Genomic DNA, 11556 nt, shown 5'->3' with positions numbered 1-11556 from the left:
CACAGCAGGAAGCGGCGGACGCTAACGCCGCCGTTTCCGGGAGGATTCGATGGGCGCTTTTCTGTTACGCCGGGCAGGTCAGAGCATTATCTTGCTGTTTATGGTGTCGGTGATTGGCTTTGCGGCGCTCAATCTCGCGCCGGGCGGGCCGCTGTCGCAGTATGCGCTCACGCCCGGCATGACGCAGGAGGCGATGCAGCGCATCGCTGAACAGATGGGGCTGAACCGGCCGCTGCCGGTGCAATATCTCGACTGGCTGAGCCATCTGCTACGCGGCGACTGGGGACGATCCTATCGCGACGGCGAACCGGTGCTGAAGATTATTTTTTCTCATCTGCCCGCCACGCTGCTGCTGATGGTCTCTTCGATGGTGCTGTCGATCGCCATCGGCGTCTGGGTGGGGATTCGCAGCGCGGTAAAGCGCGGCGGCCTGTTCGACCAGCTGACCACCATCAGCTCGATGATCGCCCTGTCGATTCCGACATTCTGGTTTGGCCTGGTGGCGATCTGGTTCTTCGCCCTGAAGCTGCAATGGCTCCCGGCGGGCAATATGTACACCGTGGGCAACGGCTCGTTTCTGGACGTGCTGCGCCACCTGATCCTGCCGGTGCTGGTGCTGACCTTTGTCGATGTGGCGATCTGGAGCCGCTACATGCGCGCCGCCACCCTGGAGGTGATCCATCAGGATTTCGTGAAAACCGCCCGCGCCAAAGGGGTGCCGCCGCGCCGGGTGCTGATGAAGCATGTGGTGGGCAATGCGCTGCTGCCGATGATTACCCTGGCGGGGATGCAGCTGCCCACTATCCTCGGTGGGGCGCTGGTGGCCGAGACGGTGTTTACCTGGCCCGGCATGGGACGCCTGTTCCTCGACAGTCTGGGCTACAGCGATTATCCGGTGGTGATGGGCCTGCTGATCTGTTCTGCCATTCTGGTGCTGATCGGCAACCTGCTGGCGGATGTGATTACCGCCCTGGTCGATCCGCGTATCCGACCCTCTTAAGGAGGAATTATGTCTGCATCCTCAGTGATTACGCCGCCGCTGCCCGTGGCGCGTGGCATCCGCAACCGTACGCTGCGCCGCTTTTTCCGCCACCGGCTGGCGTGCGCCGGTCTGATTATTATCCTGCTGATGGCGCTGGCCTGCGCCTTTGGCCCGGCGCTGTTGCCCTTTGACGATCTGCATATCGATCTGCGCGCGCGCTTTGCGCCGCCGCTCACCGGCTGGCACTGGCTGGGCACCGATCCGCTGGGGCGCGACCTGCTGGCGCGACTGCTGATGGCGGGGCGCATTTCGCTATTGGTGGGCTTTTTTGCCATGCTGCTCAGCATTATGCTCGGCAGCCTGATCGGTATTGTGGCGGGCTATTACGGCGGGCGCGTCGGCGCGCTGCTGATGCGCGTGGTGGACGCCTTTCTGGCGTTTCCCAGCGTCTTTCTGCTGCTGGCGCTGGCGGCCTTTATCAAGCCCAGCCCGGCAATGATCACGGTCATCATCGCGGTCACCAGCTGGATGGAGGTGGCGCGTATTGTCGAGGCGGAAGTGCGTTCGCTGCGCGAGCGCGAATATATTCTGGCGGCGCGCATGCTCGGTCTTTCCGGACGCTGGATCATGTTCCGCGAGCTGCTGCCCAACGTGGTGGGGCCGATTATTGTCGCCGCCACCCTGACCGTAGCGCGCGCCATTCTGCTGGAAGCCTATATCAGTTTCCTCGGCTACGGCATTCAGCCGCCGCTGCCGAGCTGGGGCAATATGCTGAACGGCGCGCAGCAGTATCTGGTTCGCGCGCCCTGGCTGGCGCTGGTGCCGGGGATCGCTATCACGCTGGCGGTGACCTGCTTTAACTTTATTGGCGACGGACTGCGCGATGCGCTCGATAGCCGCAGCGAAAGAAAATGACAAGGCATGAGCGATGCCGGGATCATCGCGCGAGACGAGAATGCAGGGCAGATCCTCTGTTGTCTGCCCTGATCGGCGAAGCGTAATTCAGACAGTTGCACGATGCGTAGCGATAAGTCTCTGATTAATATCGGGAAGAGACCCTGTATAAAAGGGCATAACAAAAACCTCTCTACCCTGTTAATGGAGTGTCTATGGCTAACCGCTTCTCCCGTCTCGCCTGTACCCTGGCTTTGCTGCCGCTGTTTAGCAGTGCGCCGCTGTGGGCAAAAACCTACGTCTATGTCTCTAACGCCGATTCAGGCAGTGTGTCGCGCTATCAGCTTGATAACCAATCCGGCGCGCTTACCCTGCTGGGCGACACCCTGGCGGCAAAAAAAATCATGCCGCTGGCGGTCAGCCCGGATAAAAAGCGGCTTTACGGCGCGGTGCGCAGCAAACCCTGGTCCATTATCAGCTGGCGCATCGATAAGCAGACAGGCGAACTGCATCAGCTGGCGATAACGCCCGTTTCCGCCAGCTACCCTTATATCGCCACCGATCGCAGCGGACATTATCTGCTGGCCGCATCCTACGACAGCGATATTGTTACCAGTCAGCCCATCAACCCGCAGGGCGTGGTGAGCGGACTGGAGAGCGGTCGCTATCACACCGGGCCGCATGCGCATTCGGTTATTGCGGATTACAGCAACCATGCGCTCTATGTCGGCAATCTGGGGGCGGATCGGGTGCTGCAACTGGAACTGCACGACAATGGCGCTATTACGCCCATCGGCAAAGGTTATGTGCAGGCTGAAGCGAATAGCGGGCCGCGCCACTCGGCGATCTCGCCCGATAACCGCTTCGTCTATAACCTGACGGAGATGGGCGGCAGCATTACGCAATATCGACGTTTGCCTGACGGCGCATTGCAGAAGCTGGCGAGCTGGCCGAACGCGGTAGCCGCGCAATATCATTTGCAGCCGGGCAGGGAGCGTCCGGCCAACTACAGCGATCCCACGCCGCGTATCTGGGCGGCGGATATTAAAATTACGCCGGACGGACGTTATCTCTATGCCAGCGAGCGCACCTCCAGCACGGTGAGCGGCTATCGGGTGGATAAGCAAAGCGGAAAATTACAGCTTATTGGCAGCTGGCCGGTAGAGAAACAGCCGCGCGGCATGGCTGTTGATGACAGCGGTAAGTGGCTGCTGGTGAGCGGAGAGAAAAGCGCGGTTGTCGGCAGCTACGCCATTGATCCGCAAAGCGGCAAGCTGACGCGTGCCGCACAGGCGCCGTGCGGCAAGGATGCGAACTGGGTTTCTGTTGTATCGTATTGATTAACAAACAGCCAATAAAAAAGCAGACGCCGTTAAGCGTCTGCTTTTTTTGAATCTGGCTCCTCTGACTGGACTCGAACCAGTGACATACGGATTAACAGTCCGCCGTTCTACCGACTGAACTACAGAGGAATCGTTTCGATGGAGCGCATAGTAACCATGGGCTTTCTGACTGTCAACAGTAAAAAACGCATTAGCATTCAACTGGCTAGCTTTAATGCAAACTGATGGCATATCATTCAGAAAACGCGGGTATCGCCTGCAAACGCGCCAGCGGCTGTTGACGATAAAACTGGCTGAGCCGGGCATACATCGCCGGAAAACGTTCCGCCAGTAGATCCGGCGCGCTGAAAAAATATTCTGACAGCACGGCAAAACATTCGGCCGCATCGCTGGCGGCGTAAGGATCGATAGTGGCCGCCTGTTCGCCCACCAGCGTCACTTCCGTTTCTATTTCAGCCATCGCCGCATGAAGATCGTTCTCCCATCCCGCCACTTCACGCAGCGGAATCGCCGGAACGCCATTGGTATAACCGCTGCCGCGCGCATCAAGCTTGTGCGCCACTTCGTGTATGACCAGGTTAAAGCCGGAAAGATCGAACGAGTCCTGAATATCGAGCCAGTTCAGCACCACCGGCCCCTGCGTCCAGCTTTGCCCGGCGTGAACAGAAACGGCCTGATGAACCAGTCCCGCCTCATCCTGCCAGCGATCGTCCACGGCGAAAGGCGAGGGGTAGATCAGAACGTCATGAAAGCCATCAAGCCATTCGAGACCCAGCTTTAACACCGGCAGGCAACACAGCAGGGCGATACGCACCGAGCGCAGCGCATCCAGCTCCATATCCTCTAACGGCACCAGTTTTTTCTGCTGTAAAAAACGCCGGGCCAGTGCAGCGAGCGCCTGCTGTTCTTCGCCGTTAAGCAAGGTAAAAATGGGCTGCGCCAGTGCCTCCTGCCAGGGCAGGGTATCAAGCATCGCGTCGGTATTCGCTTTCCAGGGCCATCTGAACATGGGAGCAGCTCGCTATGATGAATAATCACGGTATCGAACCTGGCGCAGCCTGTCTGGCAATACCAGCCCGACAGGCAGGCTGTCTCGAACTGACCCGCACAACGGTTTACAGGAACGAAATCAATATATTCAAACCGTTAGCGCGGGATTAATCTGTGATGCAAGCCGCAAACTCTGGCGCGGTCGGCAATTATTCACGCCCTGCACGCTGGAATTCTATCACCCACACCCAAGGATTCACTTCCCAGCTGGTTGCGCCATACTGTTTTTGCCAGGCTTTGCGGTAGGCCTCTTTCGGCGATTCAGAGTTCATATTCATGGTGAAGAAGTTGTTCAGGAAATGGGTATCGGTCTGCACCCCTTCCGCCATGATATCGTCTTCGCTGATATTCTGAATCTGTTCCGCGCGTACCGCCGTAATTTCAAGATTGATGCGGCTCGCCCAGCGCGGCATATGAATCGCCGTTTGCCAGCCGAACTGCTCCGCTTCCGGATGATGTCCCAGCTCGGCGCTGTCGGCGCGATACTGGCAAAATTCAGGCGCTTTGAACATTAGCGGGTTGCGCTCAAAATCGGCCATCAACGCCTCCGGCACAATCGGACCGCGCCAGGTTTCACGTACCCAGAGAATATCGCCGGGTTTGCCGTAAGGGCATTGACAACTGATATCGGTCATCGACTTCATCTTGTAGCCATGAAGCTGATTAGCGCTGACGTCAAACGCATGTACCCCTTCATGATGATCCTGGCCTGGACCAAAGGCCTGGGTTTTCATGATACGTCGGGTCTGAGTTTGCTGGCCAATTAACAGGGCACGCACCCTCTGTTCGGAAAATTGAATCGGCCGTTCTTTCATTGCTTACCTCTTGTTATGTGTAGAACCCGCGTTATGTACGGTAAAAAAGTCTGGCGTATGCCTTATGCCCCGGCATAAGGGACTTAAATCATTTTGCTTAATAATTTGTCGCCTTATAATCAGCATGAGTTTAGTATTTTTTGGTCTCAAACATAGACCCGCGATAAAAAGCGCCTTATCAGTGCTTCTCTTTATCTGCTCTCACACCATCTTCTCCCGTTACAGTACGTTATATCGGCAACAATAGGAACTATTTCAGAATAATTCGCCTATTTTTAACGTAATACTTCCCCTGAAAGCAGTTAATTTTACCTGCAAATTGATCTTCGGTTGTCTGTCCTGTTTGCCAATACACATTAACACTATTTAATTGTTTATCTTAAGTGAAATGCAAATAAGGAAAAACCGAAAACCGCAGCAGCACTGGGCAACGGCAGTTAATCAGTCTATAAATAAGATCTGGATCTCATTTTTCACGCCATTATTGTCACTTCGTATTTAAGTTTCTGCCGATTTAAAAAATGTCATCAGCCGAACGGTATGATGTGCGCTGTTGTCAACGCTGGCTGGCCTGTGCTGTCAGCGCGAAAAAAACCATTCGCAGGGAGAAGAACTATGTCGCTCACACTCTGGCAATCCCGATTCGAAAGCTGGCTCCAGACAAACTGGGTACACGGGGATAAAGCGCATGATATCGCCCACCTGCGGCGCGTCTGGATGAGCGCACAGCGTATTATGCAGGGCAGCGACGCTAATCCGCTGGTAGTGCTGACCGCCTGCTATTTCCATGATGTGGTTAATCTGGCGAAAAACCATCCGGAGCGCCATCTCGCCTCCACGTATGCGGCAGTCGAGACGCGGCGCATTTTGCAGGAAGAGTTTTTCGACTTTCCTGCAGAGCTGCTGGAACCGGTCGCCCACGCCGTACAGGCGCACAGCTTCAGCGCTGCGATTACGCCGGAAACCTCAGAAGCGAAGATTGTTCAGGATGCTGACCGGCTGGAATCGCTGGGGGCGATCGGTCTGGCGCGGGTGTTTTATACCGCAGGCGCGCTGGGTCGTCCGCTGTTTGACAGTGAAGATCCGCTGGGAAAAGATCGCGAACTGAACGACGTGCACTGGACGCTGGACCACTTCCAGAAAAAGCTGCTGCGTCTGCCCGCCACTATGCAAACCGAGGCGGGTCGCCTGCTGGCCGAGCACAACGCCGACTTTCTGGTCGGCTATATGGCGAAACTCTGCGCCGAGCTGCAGGGCGATCTGTTGTCTCTGGATGAGTCGGTGATGCGCGACTTCAGTGCACTGCGGGCCTAATATTAAATTTTTATGACAGTCTGTTAAATCCTGGTGAGTTCCGCCAGGATGGGGAAAAAATAAAACCCGGAGAAATGGAATGTCAGAAACCGTTAATTTAACAATTAAAATTGATCCCGAGCTGAAAGAACATATCAAACAGTTGGCGCTGGAGAATCAGGTCTCGATGAGTCAGGAGATTGTTCAGCGTTTACAGTCCAGCCTGACGACGCACCCGCATCCGGCGATTGATAATCAGGATACCGAAGAAGATTCACCGACGCAGTTGAATGCTGCGGAGCTGAAGCAAATTCGTGCTCTGTTGAAAAAGCAGACTAAAAAGAAGAAGTAACAATAAACCCGTCGCCAGACGGGTTTTTTATCAGCTCTGTTTGTCTGTACGATTCTCCAGCCTGAACTGCGCAACGCTTTGCGCCAGCCGCACCGCCTGCTGCATTAACGCCTGCGACGCCTGACGGCTTTGCTGCCCCAGAGTTTCGTTACGCTGAACCTGACTGTCGAGATCGAGAATCTGCTGCGTAATATGATTCACGCGTTTGCTCTGCGCCGTGGCGTTTTGCTGCTGGTCATGAAGCTGGTCGACCACGCCCGCCACCGCGTCGCTGATCTGATGAAACAGCGTTTCCAGCAGCTTCACCTTGGTGAATCCCTGCGAGATATGCTGCTGCGTATTCTGGATTAGCCCATCAATCTGGCGCGTTGAGTCACCGCTCTGATCAGAAAGCTGGCCCATCTCTTTGGCGACGATGGAAAAACTGCGGCCATAAACGCCGGCATGCGCTGATTCGATGGCGGCATTCAGCGACAGCAGCCGGGTTTGCAGGGAAAGCCCGTCCAGCATCGCGACAATTCCGGCAATTTCGCCCGATGCCTCAACAATCTGCTGCATCTGCTTCTCGACCTCATCCACCCGCTGCGCGCAGTTGCGCGTCAGAGCGTCGGCTGACTGCGCCTGATCGCTCGCCTGCCGGGAGAAGCGGGCGCTGTTTTCTACCTCTTCAGCAACGCGATGCAGACGCTGCGAAAGATGGCTAAAGGTGGCATTCTGCGCCTGATGTTGCTCGCTCAGGCTGGCATTGTGCTGCTGCATCTGCGCGGCACCCGCTGAAACCGCATCGGCGATGGTGTTAATCTCCAGCACAATATGCTGCAATCCCTGACGCATCTCTTCCATCGCCATAAACAGTTGCTGGGTCTCCTGCGATTGCCAGCGTGGCCGCGTGCCGTGAGGAATCAGATCGCCGGTGGCGATATTTTGCAGCTGACGCGCAGCCTGGCGTAGCGGGGCGATGACGCCGCGCAGCAGCAGCGTTCCCGCCAGCAGTAACAGCGTAAACAGCAGCGCGCCGATCGCCAGCGACAGGTTGCGACTGTGGGTCAGCGAGGCCAGCGTGGTGCGATTGGCTTCAGCCATCTGCTGATTCGCCGTTTTCATCTCGTTGAACCAGGCATCGTTGAACTGCTGCTGGAACGCCTGCATCGGCACCATGAAAAAGCTGTCCATATTGTTCGCCGCCAGGCCTTTAAGCTGTTCGTTCAGGCCGTCCGCCAGCAGGGTAAAGCTCTGTTGCAGATCGCTGTTCTGCGCTGCGCCATAGCGGGCAAACAGCGTTTGCGCCTGCTTCAGCGACTCACTGGCAGTGGCGGCAAGACTTTTCCAGCTGTCCACCGAGCCGCTCTGCTGATCCTGCATCAAATAAATACCGGCGCGATGACTGTTGTCGCTGGCGGTGAGCAATTCGATGCGCGCTTTGTCGAGCAGCGCAAGGCGTTCGCGCTGGTTCTGCGCCTGTGTGACGTTGCTTTTGCTGCGATCGACCTGTTGCGTCAGCAGCACAACGCCGATGCCCTGCAACAGGCAAAACAGCACTAAAAACAGGATAAAGTTGCCGCGCAGGCTGGTCATCCAGCCTGGCAGGCGCAGAGAGTGAAAGCGCGGCGCTTTCAGACGGAGCGGAAGCAGTGTGATTAGCGACATAAGGCAGCCCAAAAATAAAAAGCAGTATTGGCAGCCTTGATGACAATTTTGTGACGGCGTCACGACAGCGGTAATAAACAGCATAATGCTGTGCGCTAAGAGAAATCTCAGGTAAACCGTCCGGCAATCCAGACGGAAAAGGTTACCGCGTCACCGCGCGAATTACCGGCAGCAGCAGTTGCGCCACTGCTGCAAACACCGGCACTACCACGGAGTTGCCAAACTGCTTATAGGCCTGAGTGTCGGAGACGGGAATGCGAAAAGTCTGTTGGCCGGGAGCTTCAAAACCCATCAGGCGTGCGCATTCACGCGGCGTCAGACGACGCGGACGACGCGCCATGTTCTCTGCATCGTGAAAATCCGCTTCGCCGCGCGCGCTGTCCCAGCCCCGGTCAATAAGGATTTCCGAGCCATCCTTGTAATAGCGCGCCGAAAGGGTGCGCACGCAACAGTTCAGGTTGCGTGGATCGTTCAGGCCAAAGCCAAAGCCGTTGCCTTTCGCCTTGTGCTTTTTCGCATACTGATAGAGATAGCGCCAGAGATCGGGAGAAAGGATATATTTCTCATCGACCTGCTTATCCAGCAGGGCGTGAAGCGGCGGCACCTGCTGCGGATAAAAGCGCCGGATGTTTTGCAGGGTAAAATCGTCATGAACAGTGCTATCGCGGCGAATGCCCACCAGCACAATACGCTCGCGATGCTGCGGCAGAAAATGGCGGGCATCGACGATTTTGGCATCGGGCGCGCTGGCTTGGGCGTCCGCCACGTCGTAGCCCAGCTCATCAAGGGTTTCCATGATGATCTGAAAGGTGCGGCCTTTATCGTGACTCTTCAGGTTCTTCACGTTTTCCAGCACAAAAACAGCGGGCTTTTTCGCGGCAATAATGCGCGCCACGTCAAAAAACAGCGTGCCCTGCGCCTGACACTCAAAGCCATGAGCGCGCCCCAGCGCATTCTTCTTGCTGACCCCCGCCAGTGAAAAAGGCTGACAGGGAAACCCCGCCAGCAGCACCTGATGATCGGGGATTTCACGGTCAATATGCTGGTAAATCGCCGCTTCATCCGCCAGACCAGCCGCCTGGGTAATCTCACGAATATCCGTGTTAAAACGATGCTCTGCCGGATCGCTGTAGTGATTCGCCCGGTAGGTTCTTATCGCCTCTTTGTTCCATTCGCTGGTAAAGACGCATTTGCCACCAATCGCGTCAAATCCTTTGCGGATACCGCCAATACCGGCGAAGAGATCGATAAAGCGAAACAGCGGATTATCATAGTGAGCGGGACGGGCAGGCAGCATGGCCGTTAACGTCGCGATCTCCTGGCTGGAAAGCGGCAGGCTGTGTGTTTTGCCCTGACGAATGCGGGTCAGCAGCACATGCGTCCAGTCGCGCCCGCCTGCTTCATTCAGCGCGGCAGCAACGGCGCGCGGGCTGTAAATCGTCAGTATCTGCGCCAGTAACGCGGCGTCGTCAGTCAGGTCGGGGTGAAGCGAATCGTTTGGGGCTGCGGGCGCGGAAGTCTCAACGGCGTGCATGCGTTTTTCCTTAACAGTGAAGGCTGTATGCTACCACTCCTTGCCCGGCGAAAACATTAGCGCGAGGTGCCCGCCCGCCAGGATTGCGCTTTCTGTTTCTGAACGGCGGACTACAGTTGTCTGGTAATAAGAAAAAAAGGAATCGCTTATGGCAGACGTACATTCCAGTGAAATACGCAGCAAAAACATGCGCGCCATACGAACCCAGGATACCCTGATTGAGCAGCGCGTGGCGCTTCAGCTAAAAGAGCTTGGCTTCGACTTTCGCGTACAGGATAAAAGTCTGCCGGGACGGCCCGATTTTGTGCTCAACGCCCAGCAGGCGATCATCTTCGTCCACGGCTGCTTCTGGCATCACCACCATTGCTATCTGTTTAAACTGCCCGCGACGCGGACTGAATTCTGGTCTGGCAAGATCAACAGCAACGTGGAGCGCGACAGACGCTACGTGGCGCAGTTGCAGCAGGCGGGCTGGAAGGTGCTGATCGTCTGGGAGTGCGCGCTGCGCGGCAAGCTGCGCCTGAGCGACGGGGCCTTGACGGAGCGGCTGGAGGAGTGGCTGCTGGGAACGGAGAAAAGCGCCGAAATCGATCATCTCGGCATCCATCAATACATTGAAAATTAAACGTCGCGTTCCGGCTTAGCCGGGGCGGGGAAGAGATATTTGCCCAGCGTGACCAGTACCACGGCCACGATGATAATGGCTAACGCCAGCCATTCGCGCGGCGTGAGCGTTTCTCCGGCAAAGGCGGTGCCCAGCAGCACGGCCACCACCGGATTCACGTAAGCGTAGCTGGTGGCGACAGCCGGCGTGGTATGGCGGATCAGATACATATAGGCGTTGATGGCGATAATCGAGCCGAAAACGATCAGGTAGGCGAGTGCGAAAAAGCCGTGCAGCGAGGGCAGCGCATGCAAGCGTTCGCCGCTGAGCGGGCTGACCACCAGCAGAATAATCCCGGCGGCGATCATCTCAATAGCACCCGCCATCGCGCCTTGCGGCAGCGCCACGCGCGAGCCCCAGACCGAGCCGAATGCCCAGCTCAGCGCGGCGAGCAGGATCATCATCGCCCCCCAGGGATTCCCCGCCAGATGGCCGCCGCTGTTGAGCAATATGATGCCCGCCATACCGATAACGATGCCCAGCCACTCAATGGGCCGCGACGCAATGCCGAACAGTCGGCCAAAAATCAGGGCAAACAGCGGCACCGTGGCGACCATCACCGCCGCCAGCCCGGAAGGCACCTGCTGATGCTCCGCCAGCGTCACCAGACCATTGCCCACGCTCAGCAGCAAAAAGCCGACGATCGCCGCATTGCGCGTCTCTTTCCAGCCCGGCAGCGGCTTCCCGCGCAGACGCAGAAATAACAGCAGCAAAATCCCGGCGCTGAAAAAGCGCAGTCCGGCCATCAACAGCGGCGGCCAGCTCTCCACGCCGACGCGGATCACAAAGTAAGTAGAACCCCAAACCACATAGAGGATAAATAACGACAGCGCTAACGGAAGCAGGGGCCGGGCTGGAGGCGACATTGTCCATAATCTCAGCATAACGAAAGAAGGTGCATAGACTGCGGCGAAACAGGCCAGGGCGCAAGCGGTTTTCGGACGGCGAAATGCGTTTTTCAGACGCGCCGCAGCTGCGCAAC

11 protein-coding genes and 1 tRNA gene are annotated in these 11556 nt (G+C 56.9%); 6 read left to right on the top strand and 6 right to left on the bottom strand.

Features of this window, described 5'->3' with window-relative positions; genetic code table 11:
- Positions 1–49: 49 nt before the first annotated feature.
- From ABU178_RS11945 to ABU178_RS11935, 3 genes are all read left to right on the top strand, one after another.
- Positions 50–1000, top strand: a complete 951-nt coding sequence (locus ABU178_RS11945; RefSeq protein ID WP_397215055.1) for an ABC transporter permease — start codon at positions 50–52, stop codon at positions 998–1000.
- 9 nt (positions 1001–1009) lie between these two features.
- Positions 1010–1897, top strand: coding sequence for an ABC transporter permease (locus ABU178_RS11940; protein ID WP_397215052.1), 888 nt, complete (start codon positions 1010–1012; stop codon positions 1895–1897).
- Positions 1898–2091: 194 nt separating this feature from the next.
- Complete coding sequence (locus ABU178_RS11935; RefSeq protein WP_397215049.1) at positions 2092–3216, top strand: lactonase family protein; 1125 nt, start codon at positions 2092–2094, stop codon at positions 3214–3216.
- Between the two features lie 56 nt (positions 3217–3272).
- On the opposite strand, the gene ABU178_RS11930 is transcribed toward ABU178_RS11935, so the two are convergent.
- The 3 genes from ABU178_RS11930 to ABU178_RS11920 form a co-directional block, all read right to left on the bottom strand.
- Positions 3273–3348: transfer RNA gene (locus ABU178_RS11930), tRNA-Asn, on the bottom strand.
- Between the two features lie 103 nt (positions 3349–3451).
- Positions 3452–4228 (bottom strand): DgsA anti-repressor MtfA, encoded by a 777-nt coding sequence (gene mtfA / locus ABU178_RS11925; protein WP_397215047.1) that lies wholly within the window; start codon positions 4226–4228, stop codon positions 3452–3454.
- 190 nt (positions 4229–4418) lie between these two features.
- Positions 4419–5084, bottom strand: coding sequence for a hypothetical protein (locus ABU178_RS11920; RefSeq protein WP_397215045.1), 666 nt, complete (start codon positions 5082–5084; stop codon positions 4419–4421).
- Between the two features lie 615 nt (positions 5085–5699).
- Here ABU178_RS11920 and ABU178_RS11915 point away from each other — a divergent pair.
- Both ABU178_RS11915 and ABU178_RS11910 read left to right on the top strand, forming a co-directional pair.
- The gene (locus tag ABU178_RS11915; RefSeq protein ID WP_397215043.1) at positions 5700–6398 is read left to right on the top strand and encodes a phosphohydrolase; all 699 of its coding nucleotides are present in this window, start codon (positions 5700–5702) and stop codon (positions 6396–6398) included.
- A 79-nt stretch (positions 6399–6477) separates the two neighbouring features.
- Positions 6478–6729, top strand: a complete 252-nt coding sequence (locus ABU178_RS11910) for an Arc family DNA-binding protein (RefSeq protein WP_397215041.1) — start codon at positions 6478–6480, stop codon at positions 6727–6729.
- Positions 6730–6759: 30 nt separating this feature from the next.
- Here the strand turns inward: ABU178_RS11910 and ABU178_RS11905 are convergent, their stop codons facing one another.
- Both ABU178_RS11905 and dcm read right to left on the bottom strand, forming a co-directional pair.
- A complete protein-coding gene (locus ABU178_RS11905; RefSeq protein ID WP_397215039.1) occupies positions 6760–8376 on the bottom strand; it encodes a methyl-accepting chemotaxis protein in 1617 nt (538 codons plus the stop codon).
- Between the two features lie 142 nt (positions 8377–8518).
- Positions 8519–9910: a DNA (cytosine-5-)-methyltransferase gene (gene dcm, locus ABU178_RS11900; RefSeq protein ID WP_397215038.1), complete on the bottom strand. Its 1392-nt coding sequence runs from the start codon at positions 9908–9910 to the stop codon at positions 8519–8521.
- A gap of 148 nt (positions 9911–10058) precedes the next feature.
- Here dcm and ABU178_RS11895 point away from each other — a divergent pair, with 148 nt between their 5' ends.
- The gene (locus tag ABU178_RS11895; protein ID WP_397215036.1) at positions 10059–10535 is read left to right on the top strand and encodes a very short patch repair endonuclease; all 477 of its coding nucleotides are present in this window, start codon (positions 10059–10061) and stop codon (positions 10533–10535) included.
- Here ABU178_RS11895 and yedA read toward each other — a convergent pair.
- A complete protein-coding gene (gene yedA / locus ABU178_RS11890) occupies positions 10532–11440 on the bottom strand; it encodes a drug/metabolite exporter YedA (protein WP_397215034.1) in 909 nt (302 codons plus the stop codon). The genes ABU178_RS11895 and yedA overlap by 4 nt on opposite strands.
- Positions 11441–11556 lie beyond the last annotated feature (116 nt).

The sequence above is a fragment of the Pantoea osteomyelitidis genome (assembly GCF_044342975.1).
In the GTDB taxonomy this organism is placed as follows: domain Bacteria; phylum Pseudomonadota; class Gammaproteobacteria; order Enterobacterales; family Enterobacteriaceae; genus Pantoea; species Pantoea osteomyelitidis.
This window is presented reverse-complemented; position numbering and strand designations above follow the sequence as displayed.

What these genes read in the sequence shown, in the direction of transcription:
- ABU178_RS11905 (WP_397215039.1), bottom strand. Translation starts at nt 8,376, where the DNA reads ATGTCGCTAATCACACTGCTTCCGCTCCGTCTGAAAGCGCCGCGCTTT.
- yedA (WP_397215034.1), bottom strand. Translation starts at nt 11,440, where the DNA reads ATGTCGCCTCCAGCCCGGCCCCTGCTTCCGTTAGCGCTGTCGTTATTT.
- ABU178_RS11945 (WP_397215055.1), top strand. Translation starts at nt 50, where the DNA reads ATGGGCGCTTTTCTGTTACGCCGGGCAGGTCAGAGCATTATCTTGCTG.
- ABU178_RS11935 (WP_397215049.1), top strand. Translation starts at nt 2,092, where the DNA reads ATGGCTAACCGCTTCTCCCGTCTCGCCTGTACCCTGGCTTTGCTGCCG.
- ABU178_RS11910 (WP_397215041.1), top strand. Translation starts at nt 6,478, where the DNA reads ATGTCAGAAACCGTTAATTTAACAATTAAAATTGATCCCGAGCTGAAA.
- dcm (WP_397215038.1), bottom strand. Translation starts at nt 9,910, where the DNA reads ATGCACGCCGTTGAGACTTCCGCGCCCGCAGCCCCAAACGATTCGCTT.
- ABU178_RS11915 (WP_397215043.1), top strand. Translation starts at nt 5,700, where the DNA reads ATGTCGCTCACACTCTGGCAATCCCGATTCGAAAGCTGGCTCCAGACA.
- ABU178_RS11895 (WP_397215036.1), top strand. Translation starts at nt 10,059, where the DNA reads ATGGCAGACGTACATTCCAGTGAAATACGCAGCAAAAACATGCGCGCC.
- ABU178_RS11920 (WP_397215045.1), bottom strand. Translation starts at nt 5,084, where the DNA reads ATGAAAGAACGGCCGATTCAATTTTCCGAACAGAGGGTGCGTGCCCTG.
- ABU178_RS11940 (WP_397215052.1), top strand. Translation starts at nt 1,010, where the DNA reads ATGTCTGCATCCTCAGTGATTACGCCGCCGCTGCCCGTGGCGCGTGGC.
- mtfA (WP_397215047.1), bottom strand. Translation starts at nt 4,228, where the DNA reads ATGTTCAGATGGCCCTGGAAAGCGAATACCGACGCGATGCTTGATACC.